The sequence below is a fragment of the Flavobacterium cyclinae genome (assembly GCF_021172145.1).
In the GTDB taxonomy this organism is placed as follows: Bacteria; Bacteroidota; Bacteroidia; order Flavobacteriales; family Flavobacteriaceae; genus Flavobacterium; species Flavobacterium cyclinae.
The window spans coordinates 758,219-783,313 of record NZ_CP089095.1 but is presented as its reverse complement, the minus strand read 5'-3'; the positions used below and the strand labels follow the sequence as shown (position 1 = coordinate 783,313).

Sequence of the window (25,095 nt, the reverse complement as noted above, 5' to 3'; positions counted from 1 at the left end):
TTAACTCTTGAAAAATCTTTTTTTCATATTATTTATTTTAATTTCTTCAACGAATATTGGTTTTTCGCAGTCAGCTGTTTATAAAGAAGCTGCTAAAATAACCGATAGTTCTGATTATTATTTAGAAGTAGGTTTGTTTAACAAAGAGGATAAAAAATCCTACTCTAAAGCTATTTTGTTTACCGAAAAAGCTATTGAATATGCTAAAAAAAATAATTTAGAAGAAAAGCTTGGTGATTCGTACTTACAACTTGCAACCATTTTCTTTGAATTGGAGAAAAATGACTTAGCAATTGATTACTACATAAGAGCTGTAAGTCTTTTTAGTAAGAAAAATCCAAAATCTAATATTGCTCTCGCCTATTACGGTTTAGGAAAATGCTATTTAATTAAAAACAATATAGATTTAGCAGAAACCTATTTTGAAAAAGCTGCAACGGTTTATGAAAAATTAAATTTTTCAGATGCTATTGAACTTATTAATCTTCAAAAAGCTATCATTAAAAAAGAGAAAGGATATAATGATGAAGCAAGTGCAATTTTAAAAAGTGTAATTGATAATATTAATGATGACAGCGCCTTAATAAGTACAAAAACAGAAGCTTACATTCAATTAAGCGAACTAGAATTAATAAAAAACAATTATCCTCAAGCTATTGATTATTTAAATCTTGCTCTATTAAACAATAAATATGGCAATAAAGATGTAAAATTTACCAAACGAATTTATAAGCTATTAAGTACTTCTTATGAAAAGAATAATAATATTTTAAGTTCTAATTTGTATTTAAAAAGATATGTTCACCTTACAGATTCTTTAAGTAAATTAAACAACAATAATTTAACTGAAAATACGGTAGATAAAATTCAATTTGACAAGCAGCTTAAAACCATTGAGCAATTAGATAAAGAAAGAAAAAGCCAACAAAAGACACTACAGTTTTCAAAATTAATTAGTATTTTAAGTATTGCTTTAATTTCTATTTTATCCTTATTGAGTTTATCTTTATACAAAAACAATAAAATAAGAACGAGCACTAATAAGCTGTTAAAAGATAAAAACAAAGAATTAACGCTTGAAAAAGAAAAAGCAGAGCGAGCATCAAAAGCTAGAGCTGATTTCTTATCTACAGTAAGTCATGAACTTAGAACTCCTCTTAATGCAATTAATGGAATTACCTATCTTTTGTTACAAGAAAAACCAAAAGTTAGCCAACTCAATTATTTAAAATCCTTAGAGTTTTCTGGAAATTACTTGTTGAACTTCATTAATGACATTTTAGAAATTAACCGACTTGAATCGGATAAAGTTTTTATTGAAAAAATCAATTTTAATTTATTGGAATTGTGTGAAAATATTTCAGCTTCATTTAAAGAATTTATCAATGAAAATAACATTAATTTTCATTTAAATATAGACAGATCTGTAAATTATAATTTGAAAGGTGACCCTACAAAATTATCCCAAATTTTTATTAACCTATTAAACAATGCCATTAAATTTAGTAAAGATGGCGATGTTTGGTTTACAATAAATGTAAAATCAGAAAATCCTAACTCTTTACACTTATTTTTCGAAGTAAAAGATAATGGAATTGGAATTGCCAAAGACAAACAAGAAGCTATTTTTGATAGTTTCAGTCAAGGTTCTGTAGAAATTAATAGAACTTATGGTGGAACCGGACTTGGATTGTCTATTGTGAAAAAGATTTTAGAAATAATGGGAAGTCAAATTCATTTGCAAAGTGAACCCGGCAAAGGAAGTACTTTTAGTTTTGAACTAGAATTTGAAAAAGGAATTAATGAAAACATTACCATTGATCATAATGTAAATATTGAAATTTTAAATAAAAAAAATATTCTACTTGTTGAGGACAATAAAATCAATCAAATGATTACCCAAAAAATGTTAGAAAAAAGAGGGATTTCATGCAAAATAATTGATAATGGTGAAGATGCAATTCATGAAATTAAGGACAATAATTATGATTTAATCCTTATGGATGTTCACCTTCCAGGAATCAACGGAACTGAAGCTACTAGCGAAATAAGAAAGTTTAATACTCAAACTCCAATTATTGCATTAACTGCAATTTCTCTAAATGAAAATAGAGAAATGCTCTTGTCCTACGGCATGAATGAAGTAATCACCAAACCTTTTGAACCCGAGCATTTCTATAATGTAATTACTAAATATTTATCTAGTACTGAATAATTAAATTTTTAATTAAATTTCTAACATGAGGCTCTGCTTTTTTTGCTGCTTCTAAAACCTCTTCGTGATTTACTTCTTCAATATTATCTTCGTCACCCATATCTGTAATAACTGATACTCCAAAGCATTCCATATCCATATGCCTTGCTACAATTACTTCAGGAACGGTTGACATCCCTACACAATCAGCCCCAACGGCTTTTACCATTTTATATTCTGCAAGTGTTTCAAAAGTTGGACCTTGTAATCCTAAGTAAATTCCTGTTTTAAGATAAATATTTAAATCTTCTGCCAATTCAAATGCTTTATCAATCATTGCTTTAGAATAAGGCTCGCTCATATTAACAAATCTAGGTCCAAAGCGTTCATCATTATGTCCTCTTAACGGATGTTCAGGCATCATATTAATATGATCCGTAATTACCACAACATCTCCTATAACATATTCTGGATTAACTCCTCCAGATGCATTGGAAACTATCAATTTTTCAACTCCTAAATATTTCATCACACGAACAGGAAACGTTACTTGTTTCATATCGTACCCTTCATAAAAATGAAAACGCCCTTGCATGGCTACCACTTTTTTCCCTTGAATATTTCCAAACACTAAAGCCCCTTTATGACCTTGAACTGTTGAAATAGGAAAATTAGGAATATCGGAATAAGGCAATGTATATTCTATCGTAATGTCTTCTGTAAATCCTCCTAATCCAGAACCTAAAATCACTCCATATTCTGGAGTAAAATTGGTTTTATCTTTAATATAACTAACTGTTTCTTGAACTTTGTCCCACATAATCTTCTATCGTTTTATCAATGTTTGTATTTAAAAAAGTTGATTTTATTGGTAAATAAAACAATTGCTCTTTAGGCAATAATCCATTTAAACGAACAAAATCTTTTTCTGTTGTAATAATTTTACTTCCATTGGCTTTTGCCAAAATTTGCTCACAATCTTGTTTTGAAAAATGATGATGATCTGGAAAAACCAAAGTATCATCTGTTTCATTTTTTAGAAAATCGAAAAACAATTTAGGCTTTGCAATTCCTGCTACCAACACTTTGCTTTCTGATTGAATTTCTGAAACCAACAATTGGCTATCATTTCCAAAAATACAATCGTCGTACTGAATTGTGGTGAAGAAAACAGGTTGTTTGACCTTAAGTTTTTCTTTAATTTTCTGTTGGGCAATTTCGGACAAATCCTTTGGACATTTTGTGACAATTATCATATCAGCTCGCTTTTTACCTGAAGAAGGTTCACGTAAATTCCCGAAAGGCAAAATATAGTCATCACAAAACAAATCATCGTAAGCAGTAAGTAAAATATAAAATCCTGCTTTTACTTTTCTGTGTTGAAAAGCGTCGTCTAGTAAAATAACATCAGGCTTATCTTTAAGTTGTAATAAATTTTCAATTCCGTTTTTTCTATTCGCATCAACTGCAACTTGAATATTTGGGAATTTAGAATAAAACTGAAAAGGTTCATCACCAATAGAACTTGCCGTAGCCTTTTTATCAGCTAAAATAAAACCATCGGTTGAACGCTTATAACCGCGACTCAAAACAGCCACCTTATATTTGTCAGAAAGCAATCGGATTAAATATTCAATTTGAGGTGTTTTTCCAGTTCCGCCAACGCTAAGATTTCCAACAGCAATTATCGGTAAATCAAATTCAGCAGCATTAAAAAACCCTTTATCATACAACCAATTTCGGATATAAGTAATCAGCCAATACAATAAGGCTAAAGGGAAAAGTATTTTTCGAAGGAAATTCATAGGTTATTTATCAGAATAATGTCCCATTGCAGAAACTATTGTTACTGTAACGATATTTTCTTCAACTTTGTAAATCATTCTGTCTTTAGCATTAATTCTTCTGGACCAATAACCTGAAAATTCATATTTTAAAGCTTCTGGATTTCCAATTCCCTCAAAAGGTGTTTCTGAAAGTTCAAAAAGTATTTTTTCAATTTTCTTTATAGTAGCTTTATTGCCAGATTTGTAGTGTGCTTGTAAATCTTTTCTAGCAATTGAATCAAAATCTACAAAATACTTCCCCATATATCGTCAAGATTTAACCTTGTAACATCACCATTTTTAATATTTTCCTCCGCTTTTTTCATTTTTGCAATAAAAGCATCACTGTAAATACTTTTTTCTTTTTTGGGTTTTTTATCATCGGACTTAATAATCTCAACGTCTTTACCTTCGGCAAAAAAAGTTTTAGCAAACTCTAAGAAAGCTTTGCCTTTTTTTGAACGCTCGTTAATTTTAATGGTTATTGTTGTCATAACAGATGAATTTGTATTTACAAATATACAAAAATCGTGCTAATATATTTTCTGTCAAAAATCGTAATATTACTAAATTGAATTTTTATCTTTGATATATAAAAAAAACATCATGAAACTTTCCAATATACTTTCTGTTTTAGAAGAAATGGCACCACTAGGTTATGCCGAAGATTTTGATAATGTTGGACTTTTAGTAGGTAACCCAAATCAGGAAATTTCTGGCGTTTTAGTTTGTCATGATGCATTGGAATCTGTGATTGATGAAGCTATTTCAAAAAAATGTAATTTGGTGGTTTGCTTCCATCCTATTTTATTTTCGGGAATTAAGAAAATTACGGGTAAAAATTATGTAGAACGCGCCATTTTAAAAGCAATTAAAAATGATATTGCGATTTATGCCGTTCATACTGCGTTAGACAATCATCAAAAAGGCGTGAATAAAATTTTCTGTGATGCTTTAGGTTTGAAACATTCTAAAGTGTTGATTCCGAAAGAAAATTACATTCAAAAATTAGTTACCTATACGATTCCTGAAAACTTTGAAAAATTGCGAAATGCTTTATTTGATGCCGGGGCTGGAACTATTGGAAACTATGAAGATTGCAGTTTTAATTCGAAAGGAATTGGAACCTACATGGGCAATGAAAATTCGAATCCGGAAATTGGAGAGCGCTTTGAGTTTGTAGAAAACGAAGAAATCAAAATTGAAATGACGTTTGAAAAGCATTTACAAGGTAAAATCTTGAAGGCTTTGTTTAAAAATCATATTTATGAAGAAGTGGCTTACGAAATTTATCAATTGGAAAACAAACATCAAAATATTGGATTGGGGCGAGTTGGCGAATTAGAAAATTCGATTTCTGAGACCGAGTTTTTACAATTGGTAAAGGAGAAATTACAATGTGATGGTATCAGACATTCCGCTTTCACTGGAAAGCCAATAAAAAAAGTAGCCGTGTTAGGAGGAAGCGGAAGTTTTGCTATAAAAAATGCAATTTCCTCAGGAGCAGATGCTTATCTTACAGCCGACTTAAAATATCATCAATTCTATGAAGCTGAAAATCAGTTACTTTTAGCTGATATTGGACATTTTGAAAGCGAAAGATTTACAAAAAATTATATTGTTGATTTTCTTAAAGAAAAAATCACTAATTTTGCACCGAATTCGCTAGAAAGCGGAATTCTTTTATCAGAAGAAAATACAAATCCAGTTAAGTACTTTTAAATATGGCAACAATCAAAGAGCTAAGTGTAGAAGATAAGTTAAGAGCCCTTTATGCTTTACAACTAGTTGATTCTAAAATAGACGAAATAAGAAATGTAAGAGGAGAATTACCTCTTGAAGTAGAAGATTTAGAAGATGAAGTAGCAGGACTTTCTACTCGTTTAGAAAAACTAAAAAGCGATTTAGAGACAATTGACGAGCAAATCAAAGACAAGAAAAATGCAATTGACGAACACAAAGCTGCGATTAAAAAATATTTAGAGCAACAAAAAAATGTTCGTAATAATAGAGAATTCAACTCTTTAACTAAAGAAGTGGAGTTTCAGGAATTAGAAATTCAATTAGCTGAAAAACACATTAAAGAAATGAAAGCTTCTATTGAGCACAAAAAAGAAGTTTTAGCTCAAACAAAAGAAAAATTAGAAGGTAAACAAACGCACCTAAAACATAAGAAAGCTGAATTAAGCGACATTATGGCTGAAACTGAAAAAGAAGAAAACTTCTTATTAGGTAAATCAGAAGAATTAAGAGGTCAAATCGAAGAGCGTTTATTAGCTGCTTACGACAGAATTAGAAACAGTGTTAGAAATGGTTTAGCAGTTGTTTCTATTGAGCGTGGCGCTTCTGCTGGTTCATTCTTTACCATTCCACCTCAAACGCAAATGGAAATTGCTGCTCGTAAAAAAATCATTACAGATGAGCACAGTGGAAGAATCTTAGTAGACGGTGTTTTAGCTGACGAAGAAAGAGAAAAAATGGAGAAATTATTTGCTAGCATCTAATTGAATCCTTTTCCAAATAAATGAAAGTCCTTTTTTAAAAGGGCTTTTTTTGTTTTAAGATGCAAAGAATATTTCTGTAGAAAACTTGCTAATCACCATTCACTATTCACTATTTACTAAAAAAACCTATCTTTGCACAATGGAAGAAAACACAGTACGCATCAACAAATATTTATCGGAAATCGGCTTTTGTTCTCGTAGAGAAGCGGATCGATTGATTGAGCAAGGAAGAGTAACCATAAACGGAAAAGTTCCGGAAATGGGCACAAAAGTGGCGCCTGGTGATGAAGTTCGTGTGAATGGAGTTTTAGTTGAGGACAAAAAACAAAAACACATCTATTTAGCTTTCAACAAACCCGCTGGAATCGAATGCACGACCAACCAAAAAATTAAGGATAACATTGTAGATTACATCAATTATCCAGAGCGTATTTTTCCTATTGGACGATTAGATAAAGCCAGTGAGGGTTTGATTTTCATGACGAGTGACGGCGATATTGTAAATAAAATTCTTAGAGCAAGAAACAACCACGAAAAAGAATACATCGTAACCGTAAACAAACCCATTACCGACCGATTTATTGACCGAATGGCAAACGGAATTCCAATTTTGGAAACGATTACCAAGAAATGTAAAGTAGAACAAATTAGCAAATACGTTTTCCGAATTATTTTAACTCAAGGTTTAAATAGACAAATACGAAGAATGTGTGAATACTTAGATTACGAAGTAACAGCTTTAAAACGTACGCGTATTATTAATATTTCCTTAGATGTACCAGAAGGAAAATACCGCCATCTTACCGATAAAGAAATTACCGAATTAAACCAATTAATTGCACCTTCTAGCAAAACCGAAGAAGCAAGTTTACCAAGTAATAAAGGGAAATTTAGTGGAAAGAGGAATTATGGGGAGAGGAATAGGTAAAAATTAAAACTTCAAGTTGCTCCAAAAATCTTCGTTATAATTAATTTTCTCAAATGAATGTACTTCATCCTTATTTTTTATTAGTTTAGGATTCTGAATGTTAAAATCCTTCCAATTTGAATGTGCTGTTATTTCAAATTCTTCGTTATCTGTTTTATCATTATAAACATTCCCAGATAAAACACTTGTAGATTGTACAATGAAATAATGCTCACCATTTTTTGTAAATTCTGTAAGCATGGATTCGTTTTTATATTCTTTAGAAGAGTATTTTGATAAAGAATTTTTAAGATGAAACCCCTCTCTAAACTGTTCAGGGAATTCGGTTACTGACCAATTTTCAAAAATCTTTACAATGGCAAAATCTTTTTTATTTACATACAAATATCCTGAATAGTTACTTAAAAAAACACGTCTGGTAAAAGTGGAATGATTTCTTGGAGATGAAAAATTAATTACAAAGACTTCTTCATTATTGTACATCTTAGATTCTTCTATTTGAAAAATAAATTTTTTAAACTTTCCTTTTTTCAAAAAAGGCGCATATTTTATTGGACAATTATAAACCAAACCATGATATTCTCTTAAACTTTCCGATAGAAAATCTCCTTTCTTATTCCATCTTAATTCTTTTATATTTTTGGTACTTCTATTGATATGATTGACGTATCCTAAATCATATTGTTCGGCAATTAAATCAAAATCAAGATAAGTAACATTTGAAACTTTGGTTTGAATATTGGTTTTCATCAAAGAACTAAATGCGTTATCAGGATAATTTTTTTCCAAAGACTCAACAACGTTTTTCATTACCTGATAAGCTGTTCTTTTTCCGTAAATGATAACTTCATTTAATTCTGTTTTCTTTAGTTCATCATCATTATGTTCAGAAAAATTATTCTTTTGTTTTTCTTTAGTTTTAAAAAAAACATTCTTTTCATCAGAATCAATTAAAGTCGAAGGTGCAACGGTTCTAAAATAGAGATAACCATCATGCAATTCATTTAATTTACTTTCCACAAATGTAATTGGGCTAAAAAGTCTATTCCATGCTGAAATTTGCATTCCAATTTGATTTGAAGAAATGAAAATATGTGGTGACGTATTTTTCTCTTTTAAGAAATACTCAAATGAGTGCTTTTTGATTGGTGTTTTGTTCCATTTATTTTGAAGATAAATAGAATCTTCAGATGTTACAGCAGCCAAACTATACACTTTGTTTTTTAGTTCTTTTTTAATGTAAGAACCCATTGGTACAAACTCTTTTAATATAGGTTCAGTAATCGAACTCAAATTATTAGCAAAATGCGCATTGGCTCCCCAACAAATTATCTTAGCATCAGGATTTTGTTTTAAATAAGCTAATAAATTGTTCGCCATTTGTTTGTCGCGAATATTGTCATATGAAGTTGTGTTGAAAGTGCTTAAAATTTCTTCTTTTGAAATAGCATCATAACCTAACTCTAAAAGACTTTTTACAATTTGATTCCAATAAAACTTTTCCTCAGAATCTTTTTGTTGGCTAATTTTAGTTTTAAATAACGTTAATTCGGTTTTAAATTGTTCATAAGAAATATCTTCTTCATCAAACATTCCAGAATTAGTCATCGATTCTAAAAGCAACTCAAAATCTTCTTGTTTAAATTTTATTTTATAATTGACTCTTTTAGAATATTCAAAAATATCTTTAGCAAGATCAACATTTCCGTTATTACCCGTAATCTGATAATCAAAACCGAAAATTTTCAAATCTTTCTTATTCTGATTATAAAACTCGATAAAACTTTGAAATTCGTTTCTTTTTGCCCAAATAGAAAACAAAGAATTTGATAGTGCTTCCTTTACATTTTGTCCTTGTTCAATATTTTTTTGAGCGTTCCACACATCATAAATTCCAGATTCAAATGCAATTGTATTAAACCCCATCTCTTGATGCAAATATTGAACGATTTTGGTTTTCATTTCAAATACATTTCCATCAAAATGCGTATTTTCTCCAAGCATAACCACTTGAACATCTTTTAATTCTTTTTTTAAAAAACTAAAATCAGTGATTTCGGGATTTTGTGAAAGAGTTATTATTTTTGGATTGAATTCTTGAGCAGAAAATGATATACTAAACAAACTGCAAAGTACAATTGCTATATTTTTCAAATTAGTAAATTGTTTAAAGGTAATGATAAAATTATAAGATTATTTACACAAAAGAATAACGCTAAAATAATTGACTTATTATATAATTGCTACCTCCATCACATAATCATCCATCACATAACCACTTCCTATATCTATTACTTCATCTTTTACTGTTGTAAAGCCTAGTTTGGTGTAAAAATGTATGGCGTTGTTGTATTTGTTTACGTTTAAGAAAATAGCTTCTTGGTTATTTTCTATGGCTTTATCTTTTACCAATTCAAAAAATTGTCTACCTAAACCTATTCCTTGAGTTTCGGGTAACACGTAAATTTTGTGGATTTTGGTTTTATTGGGTTCGCTATTAATTTCATAGGAAACAAAACCTACATAATTATCTTTATCATCTTGTGCCAAATAAAAAATGTGTCCTTTTTGCATTAATTCGCATAAAGCAGGTTCGTTATAAAACTTGTCAATCATGTAATCTAATTGTGCTTTTGATAATATTTCTCCATAAGCAACGGGCCAAATTTTCTTGGTTAAGTCGATGATAATTGGAATATCTTCAGAATTTGCTTTTATTAAATTCATAGGTAATCAACTAAAAAAGTCCCGCAATATACGAGACTTTTGGTTATTATGCTTGCCCTGTTGGACCAAAATTTAAAGGAATTGGAGGTTGTTCTCCTTCTTCAATTTTTCCATGAGCACTTTCAAAACGGTGAATATTTTCTCCTAATGCTTTCAACAAACGTTTTGCATGTTGAGGCGTTAAAATAATTCTTGATTTTACTTTCGCCTTTGGCACTCCCGGCATAATCGTTACGAAATCTACTACAAACTCAGAATTAGAATGATTGATAATAGCTAAATTAGAATAAATTCCTTCAGCTGTTTGCTCGTCTAATTCGATGTTAATTTGTCCTTGTTGGTTATTATTTTCCATTTTTTTATTTTTTAATCATAAAAGTCATTGAAGTTTTTAAATGTTTTTGACTTATATTATTAGTTCATTTAAGTAATATTTGAAAATCTTTTACAAGAATAAGTATAATTTGGGTAAAAAAAAAGCCTAACAGAAAATCTGTTAGGCTTTATATTGGAATAATAAAGCTAATTAGTAGTTAAACTCTTCTTTAGCAGCCATTAATTCATTGTATTCTTCTTTAGAACCTACAATAATATTATCGTAATCTCTCATACCAGTACCAGCTGGAATTCTATGTCCTACAATAACATTTTCTTTCAATCCTTCTAAAGTATCTACTTTACCTGCTACTGCAGCTTCGTTTAATACTTTAGTTGTTTCCTGGAACGATGCCGCAGAAATGAATGATTTCGTTTGTAACGATGCTCTTGTAATACCTTGTAATACTGGAGTAGCTGTTGCTGTAATAACATCACGAGCCACAACTAAGTTCTTGTCATTACGTTTTAATAACGAATTTTCATCTCTTAATTGGCGTGGAGAAACAATTTGACCTGGTTTTAAATTCTCAGAATCACCTGCATCTTCCACTACTTTCATTCCGTATAATTTATCGTTTTCAACGATGAAATCACTTGTATGAGCCAATTGATCTTCTAAGAATAAAGTATCTCCTGGATCCACGATTCTTACTTTACGCATCATCTGACGGATAACTACCTCAAAGTGTTTATCGTTGATTTTTACCCCTTGTAAACGGTACACCTCTTGAATTTCGTTAACCAAGTACTGTTGAACAGCAGATGGACCTTGAATTCTTAGGATATCTTCTGGAGTAATTGCACCATCAGAAAGTGGAGTTCCCGCTTTTACGAAGTCATTCTCTTGAACTAAAATTTGGTTTGAAAGTTTTACTAAGTATTTCTTCACTTCACCAAATTTAGACTCGATAGCGATTTCTCGGTTACCTCTCTTAATTTTTCCAAATGTTACAACACCGTCAATTTCAGAAACTACCGCTGGGTTTGAAGGATTACGAGCTTCTAATAACTCAGTAATTCTTGGTAAACCTCCGGTAATATCACCTGCTTTAGAAGAACGACGAGGAATTTTAACTAAAATCTTACCAGCTTTAATTTTTTCTCCATCGTTAACCATAAGGTGAGCTCCTACTGGTAAGTTGTATGAACGAATTAACTCGCCATCTTTACCATAGATGTGTAACGTAGGGATTAATTTCTTATTTCTACCTTCAGAAATTACTTTCTCTTGGAAACCAGTTTGCTCGTCGATTTCAACAATGAACGATTGTCCTTGTTCTAAATCTTCGTAACCTACTTTACCTGTAAATTCAGAAATAATTACCCCGTTATATGGATCCCATTTACAGATAGTAGTACCTTTTTCAACAATGTCACCATCATTTACAAAAATACTTGATCCGTAAGGAATATAATGTGTATTTAATACAATACCTGTTTTTGGCTCAACTAATTTCAACTCCGTAGAACGAGAAATTACGATATCAACAGTATTTCCTTCAGCATCTTCACCTTTAACCGTTTTTAAATCTTCAATTTCTAATCTACCTGCAAAACGAGTTACAATGCTAGATTCTTCAGAGATACCTCCAGCAACCCCTCCAACGTGGAACGTACGAAGTGTTAACTGTGTACCAGGCTCACCAATTGATTGCGCTGCAATAACTCCAACTGCTTCACCTTTTTGAGTCATCTTACCTGTTGCCAAGTTTCTACCATAACATTTAGCACAAATTCCTTTTGTTGCCTCACATGTTAATGGCGAACGTACATCAACTCTCTCTACTGGAGAAGCTTCGATCTTCTTAACAATTGCTTCTGTAATTTCCTCACCAGCATGAACTAAAATTTCATTATCTAATGGGTTGATTACATTTTGTAAAGCCACACGTCCTAAAATTCTTTCTCCTAAAGTTTCAACGATTTCTTCGTTTTTCTTTAAAGCAGAAACTTCAATACCTCTTAATGTACCACAATCTACAGAGTTTACGATTACATCTTGAGATACGTCATGTAAACGACGTGTTAAATAACCCGCATCGGCTGTTTTAAGAGCGGTATCCGCAAGACCTTTACGAGCACCGTGAGTAGAAATAAAGTACTCAAGGATAGAAAGACCTTCTTTAAAGTTCGATAAAATTGGGTTTTCGATAATTTCACCACCACCAGCAGTTGATTTTTTAGGCTTAGCCATCAAACCACGCATACCAGTTAACTGACGAATCTGCTCTTTAGAACCCCTCGCTCCAGAATCAAGCATCATATATACCGAGTTGAAACCTTGTTGGTCTTCACGGATATTTTTCATTGCTAACTCTGTTAATTGCGCATTAGCTGAAGTCCAGATATCAATAACTTGGTTATAACGCTCGTTATTCGTAATAAGACCCATGCTATAGTTCATCGAAATTCCTTCTACTTGCTCACGAGCATCAGCGATTAATTTCTCTTTTTGTTCTGGAATTCTAATATCACCTAATGAGAATGATAAACCTCCACGGAATGCGAACTTATACCCCATATCTTTCATGTTGTCCAAGAAAGCTGCAGTTGTAGGAACATCAGTTACCGCTAAGATTTTACCAATAATATCACGTAGTGATTTCTTAGTTAATACCTCATTGATATATCCAGCTGCTTCAGGTACTACTTCGTTAAATAATACTCTACCAGCAGTTGTTTGAATAATTTTATAAACTAATTCACCGTTTTCATTAAAGTCTTTTGCTCTAATTTTCACTCTAGCATTCAACTCTAATTTTCCTTCATTTAAAGCGATATTTACCTCTTCAGCAGAATAGAAAGTTAATCCTTCACCTAAAATTTTATGCTCAGGAGTTGATAAACGCTCTTTAGTCATATAGTAAAGACCAAGAACCATGTCCTGAGAAGGAACCGTGATAGGCGCACCATTTGCAGGATTTAAGATATTGTGAGAAGCCAACATTAATAATTGTGCTTCTAAAATAGCTTCTGGTCCTAATGGTAAGTGAACCGCCATCTGGTCACCATCGAAATCGGCATTAAACGCCGTACATGTCAATGGGTGTAACTGAATTGCTTTTCCTTCAATTAATTTAGGTTGGAATGCTTGAATACCTAAACGGTGTAACGTAGGAGCACGGTTAAGTAATACTGGATGACCTTTAATTACATTTTCAAGGATATCCCATACTACAGGCTCTTTTTTGTCGATAATTTTCTTAGCCGACTTAACTGTTTTTACAATTCCTCTTTCGATTAACTTACGAATAACGAATGGTTTGTAAAGTTCAGCCGCCATATCTTTTGGCAAACCACACTCATACATTTTCATTTCTGGTCCAACGACAATTACCGAACGAGCAGAATAATCTACACGTTTACCTAATAAGTTTTGACGGAAACGACCTTGTTTACCTTTTAATGAATCTGATAATGATTTTAATGGTCTATTTGATTCTGTTTTAACTGCAGAAGCTTTACGCGTGTTATCAAATAATGAATCTACAGATTCTTGTAACATACGTTTTTCGTTTCTTAAAATTACTTCTGGAGCTTTGATCTCCATTAATCTTTTTAAACGGTTGTTACGGATGATAACTCTTCTGTATAAATCATTTAAATCTGACGTAGCAAAACGACCTCCATCAAGTGGCACTAACGGACGTAATTCTGGTGGAATAACTGGAATTACTTTTAAAATCATCCACTCAGGACGGTTTTCTCTGTTTAAGTTAGACTCACGGAATGATTCAACAACATTTAAACGTTTTAAGGCTTCTGTCTTACGTTGTTTAGATGTTTCGTTATTAGCTGCATGACGTAATTCATATGATAATTCATCTAAATCTGTACGAGCTAATAAATCCATAATACATTCAGCACCCATTTTAGCGATGAATTTATTTGGATCATTATCATCTAAATATTGATTTTCCATTGGAAGTGTATCTAAAATATTTAAATACTCTTCTTCTGTAAGGAAATCTAATTTTTGTAAAGATTCGCCATCAGCATTTTTAGCAATACCTGGTTGAATTACTACATATCTTTCGTAGTAAATAATCATATCTAATTTCTTAGATGGTAATCCTAAAATATATCCGATTTTGTTTGGTAACGAACGGAAATACCAAATGTGAGCGATTGGCACAACTAAGTTGATGTGTCCAACTCTGTCTCTACGTACTTTTTTCTCCGTTACTTCAACACCACATCGGTCACAAACGATTCCTTTGTAGCGGATTCTTTTATACTTACCACAAGCACACTCATAATCTTTAACTGGACCGAAAATTCGCTCACAGAAAAGACCATCTCTTTCTGGTTTGTGGGTACGATAGTTAATTGTTTCTGGTTTTAAAACCTCACCTCTAGACTCTGCCAAAATAGACTCTGGAGAAGCTAATCCTATCGTGATTTTGTCAAATCTTTTAACGGTATTTTTATCTTTTAATCTTGTCATGATATGAATACTTTCGATTTATGAAAAGCGTTGTAAAGGGAGCAACCAAGGCTGCTCCCGGATAAATTTATTCTTCTAATCTGATGTCTAATCCAAGACCTTTTAATTCATGCATTAATACATTGAACGATTCAGGTAATCCTGGTTCTGGCATAGTTTCTCCTTTAACGATAGCTTCGTAAGTTTTAGCTCTACCAATAACGTCATCCGATTTAACAGTTAAGATTTCTCTTAGCGTACTTGATGCACCATATGCTTCAAGAGCCCAAACCTCCATCTCTCCAAAACGCTGACCTCCGAACTGAGCTTTACCTCCTAATGGTTGTTGCGTAATTAAAGAGTAAGGACCAATAGAACGAGCGTGCATTTTATCGTCTACCATGTGACCTAATTTCAACATGTAGATAACTCCTACAGTTGCTGGTTGGTGGAAACGCTCTCCAGTTCCTCCGTCATATAAATATGTATGACCGAATCTTGGAATTCCTGCTTCGTCTGTTAAGGCATTAATTTGATCTAAAGTAGCACCATCAAAAATTGGAGTAGCAAACTTCTTACCTAATTTTTGACCAGCCCATCCAAGTACCGTTTCATAAATCTGACCGATGTTCATACGAGATGGTACCCCAAGTGGATTCAATACGATATCTACTGGTGTTCCGTCTTCTAAGAATGGCATATCTTCATGACGAACGATTTTAGCAACAATACCTTTGTTACCGTGACGTCCTGCCATTTTATCCCCTACTTTCAATTTACGTTTCTTAGCGATGTAAACTTTAGCAAGTTTTAAAATTCCAGAAGGTAATTCATCTCCCACAGTAATTGTGAATTTCTCTCTTCTTAACCAACCTTGTAAATCGTTTAATTTGATTTTGTAATTGTGAATTAAGTCGTTCACCATAGCATTAGTATGCTCATCTGTTGTCCACTGACCTTTAGTTAAGTGAGCAAAATCTTCAACTCCTTGTAACATCTTTTTAGTGAATTTTTTACCTTTTGGTAATACTTCTTCACCTAAATCGTTCATTACACCTTGAGAAGTTTTACCATCGATGATAACAAATAATTTTTCAATTAATTTGTCTTTCAAGTCGTTGTACTTAACTTCGAATTCTGTTTCTAATTTATCAACGTCTTCTTTATCTTTAGAACGTTTTCTCTTATCTTTTACTGCTTTCGCAAATAATTTTTTATCTAAAACTACACCGTGTAAAGATGGAGACGCTTTTAATGAAGCATCTTTAACATCACCTGCTTTATCTCCAAAGATTGCTCTTAAAAGTTTTTCTTCTGGAGTAGGATCTGATTCTCCTTTTGGTGTAATTTTTCCGATTAAAATATCGCCAGGTTTTACCTCTGCTCCAATTCTAATCATACCGTTTTCATCTAAATCTTTAGTAGCTTCTTCAGAAACGTTTGGAATATCATTCGTTAATTCTTCGTTACCTAACTTAGTATCACGAACTTCTAATGTATAATCATCAATATGTAATGATGTAAAGATATCATCACGTACTACTTTTTCAGAAATTACGATAGCATCCTCGAAGTTATATCCTTTCCATGGCATGAACGCCACTTTTAAGTTTCTTCCGATTGCTAATTCTCCGTTTTGAGTAGCATAACCTTCACATAATACTTGACCTTTTACAACTCTGTCACCTTTTCTAACGATTGGTTTTAAGTTGATACAAGTACTTTGGTTGGTTTTTCTATATTTGATTAATTGATACGTTTTCTCATCTGTATCAAAGCTTACCATACGCTCTTCTTCAGTTCTGTCGTATTTGATGGTAATCATATTAGCATCAACATACTCTACAGTTCCGCTACCTTCAGCGTTGATTAACACTCTTGAATCAGAAGCAACTTGTCTTTCTAAACCAGTACCAACGATTGGAGCTTCAGGACGTAATAATGGAACGGCCTGACGCATCATGTTAGATCCCATCAACGCACGGTTCGCATCATCATGCTCTAAGAAAGGAATCAATGAAGCTGAAATTGAAGCAATCTGATTTGGAGCAACGTCTGTATAATGAACAACTGTAGGTTCTACTACTGGGAAGTCACCTTCCTCACGAGCAATAACTTTATCAGCTGTAATTTTTCCGTTAGCATCCATTTCAATGTTTGCTTGCGCAATCATTTTACCTTCTTCTTCTTCAGCGCTTAAGTAGATAGGTTCAGAAATTAAATCAACTTGTCCGTTAGTTACTTTACGGTAAGGAGTTTCGATGAATCCCATTCCGTTAACTTTTGCATAAACCCCTAAAGATGAAATCAAACCAATGTTTGGTCCCTCTGGAGTTTCAATTGGACAAAGTCTTCCGTAGTGTGTATAGTGAACGTCACGAACCTCGAAACCAGCTCTTTCTCTAGATAAACCTCCAGGTCCAAGGGCAGATAAACGACGTTTGTGTGTAATCTCTGCTAATGGATTCGTTTGGTCCATGAACTGAGATAACTGGTTTGTTCCAAAGAATGAGTTAATTACCGATGATAATGTTTTAGCATTAATCAAATCGATAGGTGTAAACACCTCGTTATCACGAACGTTCATTCTTTCACGGATAGTTCTAGCCATACGAGCTAAACCTACTCCGAACTGAGCTGATAATTGCTCACCAACAGTTCTTACACGACGGTTTGATAAGTGGTCGATATCATCAATCTCTGCTTTAGAGTTGATTAATTCGATCAAATATTTAACGATTGTAATAATATCTTCTTTAGTTAAAACTTGTTTTTCCATAGGAATATCAAGATTTAACTTTTTGTTCATTCTGTAACGACCTACTTCACCTAAGTTATAACGTTGGTCAGAGAAGAATAATTTATCTATAATACCACGAGCCGTTTCCTCATCAGGCGGTTCCGCGTTACGTAATTGTCTGTAAATATGCTCAACAGCCTCTTTTTCAGAGTTTGTTGGGTCTTTTTGTAACGTATTGTGGATAATTGTGTAATCAGCCGCATTGTTGTCCTCTTTATGTAAAAGGATAGTTTTTACGTCTGCTTCAATTATTTCTTCGATATTATCTTTATCAAGAATTGTATCACGATCTAAGATAATTTCGTTACGCTCAATAGAAACCACTTCACCAGTATCCTCATCCACGAAGTCTTCATGCCATGTATTTAATACACGTGCAGCAAGTCTTCTTCCCGCATATTTCTTGATTCCTGTTTTAGATACTTTAATTTCTTCAGCTAAGTCGAAAATTTCTAAGATATCTTTATCTCTTTCAAATCCGATTGCTCTGAATAAAGTAGTTACAGGCAATTTTTTCTTTCTATCGATATACGCATACATTACGTTGTTGATATCGGTAGCGAATTCAATCCAAGAACCTTTAAATGGAATAATTCTGGCAGAATATAATTTAGTTCCATTTGCATGGAAAGACTGTCCAAAGAATACACCTGGAGATCTGTGTAACTGCGATACAACTACACGCTCTGCACCATTGATAACGAAAGTACCGCTAGGTGTCATATATGGTATTGTTCCTAAATACACATCTTGAACGATTGTTTCAAAATCCTCGTGTTCAGGGTCAGTACAATATAATTTTAATCTAGCTTTAAGAGGCACACTATATGTTAAACCTCTATCAATACACTCTTCAATAGTATATCTAGGTGGATCAATAAAATAATCTAGAAACTCTAATACGAATTGGTTTCTCGTATCAGTAATTGGAAAATTTTCCATGAAGGTATTATACAGCCCTTCGTTGCCTCTTTCATCTGATTTCGTTTCCAATTGGAAGAAATCTTTAAACGATTTCACTTGAATATCTAGAAAATCTGGATATTGTGGAATGTTTTTTGTCGAAGCAAAATTTAATCTTTCAGTCTGATTTGTTATCATCAATGGACAAAATTTTGATTTAAAAAAAGTAATTTTTTGTGTAAAAACACTGATTTTTAATACTTCCTTTTTTAATTAGTAAACCGATACATCTTTAAAAATAAACCAGGAAAGATTGTTTATTTTTTTTCTTCGTTATGGGCTACTTTGAAACGTATAAGAAATACTAATATTTAATATACGCAAAATGGTTTAGGTCTTTGAGAACACTCTCAAGACCTAAACCTAGCTTATTTATGAGTATAAATTATTTTAACTCAACTACAGCTCCTGCTTCCTCTAAAGCTTTCTTAAGACCTTCAGCCTCATCTTTAGAAACTCCTTCTTTAACGTTTGTTGGAGCAGCATCAACTAAATCTTTAGCTTCTTTAAGACCTAAACCAGTTAATTCTTTAACCGCTTTAACAACTCCTAATTTAGAAGCACCAGCATCTTTTAATACTACTGTGAATTCAGTTTGCTCAGCAGCACCTGCACCAGCATCTCCACCACCAGCAGCAACTACTACAGCTGCAGCAGCAGGCTCGATACCATACTCATCTTTTAATATTGTTGCTAATTCGTTAACTTCTTTAACTGTTAAGTTAACTAATTGTTCTGCGAATTGTTTCAAATCTGCCATTTTTTCTATCTTTTAAAATGTTTTGTAAAAATATAATTTATTAAGTGCGTACGTATTATTCAGCTCCTTCTTCCTTCTCAGGTTGATTTTGAAGAGCTGCAAGAACTCGTTTAGCAGGAGATTGTAATAATCCAATAATTTCTGCGATAACTTCTTCTTTAGATTTAATAGCTACTAAGCTATCTAATAAGTTGTCACCAATATAAATTTCTTGGTTAATGTAAGCTCCTTTGAAGATTGGTTTTTCACCTTTCTTACGGAATTCTTTAATAACTTTTGCTGGACCATTAGCGGTTTCAGCAATAAACATAGAAGTGTTTCCTTTAAGTACTGATGCTAAATCACCATAGTCGTTATCAGAAGCTTCCATTGCTTTTTCTAACAATGTGTTCTTAACAACTTCTAATTTAATACCAGCTTTAAAACAAGCTCTTCTTAAGTTTGAAGTAGTATCTGCATCAAGTCCTGAAATGTCTGCTAAATAAACAACATTCACATCCGCTAACTGTGCAGTTAAATCTTCAATAGCGATTGATTTTTCTTCTCTAGTCATACTAAAAATTTTTAACTACCAATTATACAGCTTTAGGATCTAAAGCAATAGCAGGACTTTGTGTACTTGATATATGAATAGACTTAATATAAGTACCTTTAGCTGCAGTTGGTTTTAATTTGATTAATGTTTGAACGATTTCGTGTGCATTGTCATAGATTTTATCAGCATCAAAAGATACTCTACCTATTCCAGCGTGAACGATACCAGTTTTATCAACTTTGAAGTCGATTTTACCAGCTTTCACTTCTTGCACCGCTTTAGCAACGTCCATAGTTACAGTTCCTGTTTTAGGGTTTGGCATTAAACCTCTTGGACCTAAAACACGTCCTAATGGACCTAATTTACCCATAACAGCTGGCATAGTGATGATAACATCTACATCTGTCCAACCATCTTTAATTTTTTGTAAATAGTCATCTAAACCTACGTGGTCTGCACCAGCAGCTTTAGCTTCAGCTTCTTTATCTGGAGTAACTAATGCTAATACTCTTACATCTTTACCAGTTCCATGAGGTAATGTTACAACCCCTCTTACCATTTGATTCGCTTTTCTAGGATCTACACCTAACTTAACTGCGATATCAACAGACTCATCAAATTTTGCAGAAGCAACTTCTTTAATTAATGCAGAAGCATCTTTTAAAGAATAAAGTTTATTCTTCTCAATTTTTGCTGCAGCCTCTTTTTGCTTTTTTGTCAATTTTGCCATTGTCTAATTTCTTTTTAGAGATTAAAAAGGAGCATTTCCTGTTACTGTTATACCCATAGATCTAGCTGTTCCAGCAATCATACTCATAGCTTTTTCAATTTCGAAAGCATTTAAGTCTGCCATTTTGTCTTCAGCAATAGTTCTAATTTGATCCCAAGTAACGTTAGCTACTTTTTTACGGTTAGGTTGCCCTGAACCAGACTTTAATTTTGCTGCTTCTAATAACTGAATTGCAGCAGGTGGCGTTTTAACAACAAAGTCAAAAGACTTGTCTTTATACACAGTAATTTGTACTGGTAATACTTTGCCAGGTTTATCTTGTGTTCTAGCATTAAATTGCTTACAGAACTCCATGATGTTAACCCCAGCAGCCCCCAAAGCAGGTCCAACCGGTGGCGATGGATTCGCAGCACCTCCCTTAACTTGTAGTTTAACTACTTTACTAACTTCTTTTGCCATTTTTAAAAAAATTTAGCACATCTATCAATTGGAAGCGATTGATGTGATTTATATATGTAACGAAAATTATACTTTTTCAACTTGCATAAAACTTAATTCTAATGGTGTTTTTCTACCAAAAATTTTCACCATTACTTCTAGTTTACGCTTTTCTTCATTTACTTTTTCAATAGTTCCATTAAAACCATTGAAAGGTCCGTCAATAACTTTTACAGTTTCACCTACAGAATAAGGAATAGCAACATTATCAACTTTTACAGATAATTCATCAACTTTACCTAACATTCTATTTACTTCAGACTGTCTTAACGGAACTGCATCTCCTCCTTTAGTTTCACCTAAAAAACCAATAACTCCAGGAATCGACTTGATTATATGTGGAATTTCACCTGTTAAGTTAGCTTCAATCATTACATAACCTGGGAAATAAACTTTATCTTTTGCAATTTTTTTCCCATCTCTTACTTGTACTACTTTTTCAGTAGGAACAAGTACTTGAGAAATGTAATCAGCCATACCTAAACGAGATGCTTCTGTTTCAATGTAAGCTTTAACTTTATTTTCCTGACCACTTACAGCTCTTACTACATACCACTTATTAACATTATTATCAGCCATACTGTAAGTATTATTTTAAAATGTTAAAAAACAATTCAAGAGCTTTTACAAATAATTCATCTACACCCCAAGTTAAAAGAGCGAAAACAATTGAAAATACAGCTACAATAATTGTCAAACGTTGTACGTCAGCCCAAATAGGCCAAGTAACATTTGCTTTCAATTCATGAAAAGCTTCAGATATGTAATTAACTACTTTTGTCATTTTAATCTTTATTTGCACGGGCGGAGGGATTCGAACCCCCATCAATGGTTTTGGAGACCACTATACTAGCCCTTGTACTACGCCCGTTTGTTAAAAAACCAGCAGCTAAACTGCTGGTTTAATTTATTGTTGACTTATAATTAGTCTAAAATTTCAGTAACCTGACCAGCACCTACTGTTCTACCACCCTCACGGATAGCGAAACGTAAACCTACTGATAAAGCGATAGGGCTTAATAATTGAACATCAATTGTTAAGTTATCACCTGGCATTACCATCTCTACACCAGCTGGTAAAGAAATAGTACCAGTTACGTCAGTTGTACGTACATAGAACTGTGGACGGTAGTTATTGTGGAATGGAGTGTGACGTCCACCTTCTTCTTTTTTCAAGATATATACCTCAGCTTTGAAGTGAGCGTGTGGCTTAACAGATCCTGGTTTAATAATAACCATTCCTCTTTTAATATCTTCTTTAGCGATACCTCTTAATAATAAACCTACGTTATCTCCAGCTTCACCTCTATCAAGGATTTTACGGAACATCTCAACTCCTGTAATTGTAGAAGTTAATTTATCAGCTCCCATACCAATGATTTCAACAGCATCACCTGTATTAGCAACTCCAGTTTCGATACGACCTGTAGCAACAGTTCCACGACCTGTAATTGTAAATACGTCCTCAACTGGCATCAAGAATGGCTTATCAACATCACGAGCAGGTAATTCAATCCAGTTATCAACAGCTTCCATTAAAGCTAATACTGTATCAACCCATTTTGGCTCTCCGTTTAAAGCTCCTAAAGCAGAACCTTGGATTACAGGACCATTATCACCATCATATTGATAGAAAGATAATAAATCTCTGATTTCCATTTCTACTAATTCTAATAATTCAGCATCATCAACCATATCCACTTTGTTCATGAATACAACCATTCTAGGCACACCTACTTGACGACCTAAAAGGATGTGCTCTCTTGTTTGTGGCATAGGACCATCTGTAGCAGCAACTACTAAGATAGCACCGTCCATTTGAGCAGCACCTGTAACCATGTTCTTAACGTAATCCGCGTGACCTGGACAGTCAACGTGAGCGTAGTGACGGTTAGCTGTAGAATATTCTACGTGAGATGTATTAATAGTAATACCTCTTTCTTTTTCTTCTGGAGCATTATCAATTTGATCAAATGATTTTGCTTCTGATAAACCAGCATCAGCTAATACTTTAGTAATTGCAGCTGTTAATGTAGTTTTACCGTGGTCAACGTGTCCGATAGTTCCAATATTTAAATGGGGCTTCGAACGATCAAAGGTTTCTTTTGCCATGATTTAATAATTTAATCTTAGTTATATATTAGTGTTCAAAAAATAAACATTCTTAAGAGCCAATGACGGGAATTGAACCCGTGACCTCTTCCTTACCAAGGAAGCACTCTACCCCTGAGCTACACCGGCTTTTGTGAGTTCAGAAGTTAGAATTCAGAATTCAGAAATATCTAAATTCGTTTTCTAAATTCTAATTTTCATTGTGGGGAGAGCAGGATTCGAACCTGCGAAGGTGTAACCAGCGGATTTACAGTCCGCCCTCGTTGGCCGCTTGAGTATCTCCCCGAACCATTTATATTTTTGTTGCAAAATTTGAGCCGATGGAGGGACTCGAACCCACGACCTGCTGATTACAAATCAGCTGCTCTAGCCAGCTGAGCTACACCGGCAACTTAAATATAAAAAGTCCGCTATTTCTAACGGACTGCAAATGTATATAATTTATTTTTGAATCAAAACATTTTTTATATTTTTTTTATCTTTATGAATGCGCTCTTAATTTTTCTTTCCTTTTCATAATTACTCGCTCTAGTGAATCAACCGATAAATCAGCCGCTTCTTCAAAACTTTTTGCTGTTTTTTTAACTAAAAAATCATCTCCAGGAACAATAATTTTTATTTCAACCGTCTTATTTTCTTTATCACTAGTGTTTTCGAGTCTTAAAAATACTTCAGCCGAAACAATTTTATCATAATACTTTTCTAATTTATCCATTCGTTCTTGAATGAAATCTACCAATTTTCTGTCTACATTAAAATTTACTGCTTGCAAATTAACTTTCATAATTATTGTTAATTAAAAGGTTATACAATCGAGTTATTTTTTATTTCTAGGATGCGCTTCTTGATATATTTTTTTTAATTCTGCCAAACTACTATGGGTGTATATTTGGGTAGATGACAAACTAGCATGACCTAATAACTCTTTTACGGAATTTAAATCGGCACCATTATTCAACAAATGTGTTGCAAAGGAATGCCTAAGAACGTGTGGACTCTTTTTTTCTTTTTTCGAGACAGTACTAAAGTAATCATTTATTAATCGATATACAAACGATTCACTCACTTTATTACCTCTTTTAGACAAAATTAACATCTCAATATCTTTAATTTGCTCTAAATTATCTCGTTGCTCTTTATATTTCTTGAATAAATCTAAAGTACAATCTAATACTGGAATAATTCGTTCTTTGTTTCTTTTTCCAATTACTCGAATTGTTTTTTGGATTTCATTTATACTTTTCAACTTTAAATTAATCAATTCGGCTCTTCTAATTCCAGTGGTATAAAATAGCTCCAAAATAAATCTATTTCGAATACTTTCAAAATCATCAACATAATCATGATCCAAAAACACATCTCTCATTTCTTTCTCAGAAAATGGAATTTGAACTTTTTTAGCTGTTTTTAATGATTTATGCTTCAGAAGTGGATTTACCGTTATCTGCTTTACCTTTAGTAAAAACTTATAAAACGATTTTAAGGCAGAAATTTTCCGATTAACGGAAGTAGTACTTACATTGTTTTCGACTAAAACAACTATCCAATTTCTAACATTTGGATAAACAACTTCTTCTAATGTGATTGATTGTTGATTTAGATAATCCTGAAAAGATAAAATATCATCTAAATAAGCACGAACTGTTAAAGGAGAATAATTTTTCTCTTTAACTAAATAATTCTGATATGCTTGTAAATTTGTAGCCATAAAAAA

General features: G+C 32.8%; 22 protein-coding genes and 4 tRNA genes. 4 read left to right on the top strand and 22 right to left on the bottom strand.

Translation table 11 applies throughout. The features are described from left to right. Nucleotides 1-7: 7 nt before the first annotated feature. Complete coding sequence (locus tag LOS86_RS03680; protein WP_231843288.1) at nucleotides 8-2,215, top strand: tetratricopeptide repeat-containing hybrid sensor histidine kinase/response regulator; 2,208 nt, start codon at nucleotides 8-10, stop codon at nucleotides 2,213-2,215. Here the strand turns inward: LOS86_RS03680 and LOS86_RS03675 are convergent. From LOS86_RS03675 to LOS86_RS03660, 4 genes are read right to left on the bottom strand one after another with little or no spacing between them, the layout of a single operon-like run. Beyond that, nucleotides 2,202-3,014: a purine-nucleoside phosphorylase gene (locus LOS86_RS03675; RefSeq protein ID WP_231843287.1), complete on the bottom strand. Its 813-nt coding sequence runs from the start codon at nucleotides 3,012-3,014 to the stop codon at nucleotides 2,202-2,204. The genes LOS86_RS03680 and LOS86_RS03675 overlap by 14 nt on opposite strands. Then, the gene (lpxK, locus tag LOS86_RS03670) at nucleotides 2,986-3,999 is read right to left on the bottom strand and encodes a tetraacyldisaccharide 4'-kinase (protein ID WP_231843286.1); all 1,014 of its coding nucleotides are present in this window, start codon (nucleotides 3,997-3,999) and stop codon (nucleotides 2,986-2,988) included. Before lpxK ends, LOS86_RS03675 begins: the two co-directional genes overlap by 29 nt. Before the next feature lie 3 nt (nucleotides 4,000-4,002). Next, nucleotides 4,003-4,284 (bottom strand): Txe/YoeB family addiction module toxin, encoded by a 282-nt coding sequence (locus tag LOS86_RS03665; protein WP_231843285.1) that lies wholly within the window; start codon nucleotides 4,282-4,284, stop codon nucleotides 4,003-4,005. Then, nucleotides 4,266-4,514, bottom strand: a complete 249-nt coding sequence (locus tag LOS86_RS03660) for a DUF2683 family protein (RefSeq protein ID WP_231843284.1) — start codon at nucleotides 4,512-4,514, stop codon at nucleotides 4,266-4,268. The genes LOS86_RS03665 and LOS86_RS03660 overlap by 19 nt, the downstream gene beginning before the upstream one ends. 112 nt (nucleotides 4,515-4,626) lie before the next feature. On the opposite strand from LOS86_RS03660, the gene LOS86_RS03655 reads away from it, so the two are divergent. From LOS86_RS03655 to rluF, 3 genes are all read left to right on the top strand, one after another. Then, complete coding sequence (locus LOS86_RS03655) at nucleotides 4,627-5,742, top strand: Nif3-like dinuclear metal center hexameric protein (protein WP_231843283.1); 1,116 nt, start codon at nucleotides 4,627-4,629, stop codon at nucleotides 5,740-5,742. Nucleotides 5,743-5,744: 2 nt separating this feature from the next. Continuing rightward, entirely contained in the window at nucleotides 5,745-6,524 is a 780-nt protein-coding gene (locus LOS86_RS03650) for a zinc ribbon domain-containing protein (RefSeq protein ID WP_231843282.1), read from the top strand. Between the two features lie 139 nt (nucleotides 6,525-6,663). Next, nucleotides 6,664-7,452, top strand: a complete 789-nt coding sequence (gene rluF, locus LOS86_RS03645; RefSeq protein WP_231843281.1) for a 23S rRNA pseudouridine(2604) synthase RluF — start codon at nucleotides 6,664-6,666, stop codon at nucleotides 7,450-7,452. Nucleotides 7,453-7,455: 3 nt separating this feature from the next. On the opposite strand, the gene LOS86_RS03640 is transcribed toward rluF, so the two are convergent. The 18 genes from LOS86_RS03640 to LOS86_RS03555 form a co-directional block, all read right to left on the bottom strand. Beyond that, on the bottom strand, nucleotides 7,456-9,606 hold the full coding sequence (locus LOS86_RS03640) for an erythromycin esterase family protein (protein WP_231843280.1): 2,151 nt from the start codon (nucleotides 9,604-9,606) through the stop codon (nucleotides 7,456-7,458). 78 nt (nucleotides 9,607-9,684) lie between these two features. Next, on the bottom strand, nucleotides 9,685-10,179 hold the full coding sequence (locus LOS86_RS03635; protein WP_231843279.1) for a GNAT family N-acetyltransferase: 495 nt from the start codon (nucleotides 10,177-10,179) through the stop codon (nucleotides 9,685-9,687). A gap of 46 nt (nucleotides 10,180-10,225) precedes the next feature. Next, a complete protein-coding gene (locus tag LOS86_RS03630) occupies nucleotides 10,226-10,534 on the bottom strand; it encodes a DUF3467 domain-containing protein (RefSeq protein WP_073580526.1) in 309 nt (102 codons plus the stop codon). 171 nt (nucleotides 10,535-10,705) lie between these two features. Then, nucleotides 10,706-15,004, bottom strand: coding sequence for a DNA-directed RNA polymerase subunit beta' (rpoC, locus tag LOS86_RS03625; RefSeq protein WP_231843278.1), 4,299 nt, complete (start codon nucleotides 15,002-15,004; stop codon nucleotides 10,706-10,708). Between the two features lie 67 nt (nucleotides 15,005-15,071). Continuing rightward, nucleotides 15,072-18,884 carry a DNA-directed RNA polymerase subunit beta gene (rpoB, locus tag LOS86_RS03620; RefSeq protein ID WP_231843277.1) on the bottom strand — a complete coding sequence of 1,271 codons (3,813 nt, stop codon included), beginning with the start codon at nucleotides 18,882-18,884 and terminating at the stop codon, nucleotides 15,072-15,074. 247 nt (nucleotides 18,885-19,131) lie between these two features. Then, nucleotides 19,132-19,506 carry a 50S ribosomal protein L7/L12 gene (gene rplL / locus LOS86_RS03615; RefSeq protein ID WP_231835100.1) on the bottom strand — a complete coding sequence of 125 codons (375 nt, stop codon included), beginning with the start codon at nucleotides 19,504-19,506 and terminating at the stop codon, nucleotides 19,132-19,134. A 55-nt stretch (nucleotides 19,507-19,561) separates the two neighbouring features. Next, nucleotides 19,562-20,059 (bottom strand): 50S ribosomal protein L10, encoded by a 498-nt coding sequence (rplJ, locus tag LOS86_RS03610; RefSeq protein ID WP_231843276.1) that lies wholly within the window; start codon nucleotides 20,057-20,059, stop codon nucleotides 19,562-19,564. A gap of 22 nt (nucleotides 20,060-20,081) precedes the next feature. Beyond that, nucleotides 20,082-20,771: a 50S ribosomal protein L1 gene (gene rplA / locus LOS86_RS03605; protein WP_231843275.1), complete on the bottom strand. Its 690-nt coding sequence runs from the start codon at nucleotides 20,769-20,771 to the stop codon at nucleotides 20,082-20,084. Between the two features lie 21 nt (nucleotides 20,772-20,792). Continuing rightward, on the bottom strand, nucleotides 20,793-21,230 hold the full coding sequence (rplK, locus tag LOS86_RS03600; RefSeq protein WP_026724872.1) for a 50S ribosomal protein L11: 438 nt from the start codon (nucleotides 21,228-21,230) through the stop codon (nucleotides 20,793-20,795). A gap of 66 nt (nucleotides 21,231-21,296) precedes the next feature. Continuing rightward, the gene (nusG, locus tag LOS86_RS03595) at nucleotides 21,297-21,848 is read right to left on the bottom strand and encodes a transcription termination/antitermination protein NusG (RefSeq protein ID WP_231843274.1); all 552 of its coding nucleotides are present in this window, start codon (nucleotides 21,846-21,848) and stop codon (nucleotides 21,297-21,299) included. A gap of 10 nt (nucleotides 21,849-21,858) precedes the next feature. Next, nucleotides 21,859-22,053 (bottom strand): preprotein translocase subunit SecE, encoded by a 195-nt coding sequence (gene secE / locus LOS86_RS03590; protein WP_231843273.1) that lies wholly within the window; start codon nucleotides 22,051-22,053, stop codon nucleotides 21,859-21,861. A 15-nt stretch (nucleotides 22,054-22,068) separates the two neighbouring features. Further along, nucleotides 22,069-22,140, bottom strand: a tRNA-Trp gene (locus LOS86_RS03585). Between the two features lie 53 nt (nucleotides 22,141-22,193). After that, nucleotides 22,194-23,381 carry an elongation factor Tu gene (gene tuf, locus LOS86_RS03580; protein ID WP_231835104.1) on the bottom strand — a complete coding sequence of 396 codons (1,188 nt, stop codon included), beginning with the start codon at nucleotides 23,379-23,381 and terminating at the stop codon, nucleotides 22,194-22,196. Between the two features lie 57 nt (nucleotides 23,382-23,438). Continuing rightward, nucleotides 23,439-23,510, bottom strand: a tRNA-Thr gene (locus LOS86_RS03575). A 74-nt stretch (nucleotides 23,511-23,584) separates the two neighbouring features. Continuing rightward, nucleotides 23,585-23,666 (bottom strand) — tRNA-Tyr (locus tag LOS86_RS03570). Between the two features lie 30 nt (nucleotides 23,667-23,696). Further along, a tRNA-Thr gene (locus LOS86_RS03565) sits at nucleotides 23,697-23,770 on the bottom strand. A 92-nt stretch (nucleotides 23,771-23,862) separates the two neighbouring features. After that, on the bottom strand, nucleotides 23,863-24,165 hold the full coding sequence (gene hpf / locus LOS86_RS03560; protein WP_231843272.1) for a ribosome hibernation-promoting factor, HPF/YfiA family: 303 nt from the start codon (nucleotides 24,163-24,165) through the stop codon (nucleotides 23,863-23,865). A gap of 33 nt (nucleotides 24,166-24,198) precedes the next feature. Next, nucleotides 24,199-25,089: a tyrosine-type recombinase/integrase gene (locus LOS86_RS03555; RefSeq protein ID WP_231843271.1), complete on the bottom strand. Its 891-nt coding sequence runs from the start codon at nucleotides 25,087-25,089 to the stop codon at nucleotides 24,199-24,201. Nucleotides 25,090-25,095: the final 6 nt, after the last annotated feature.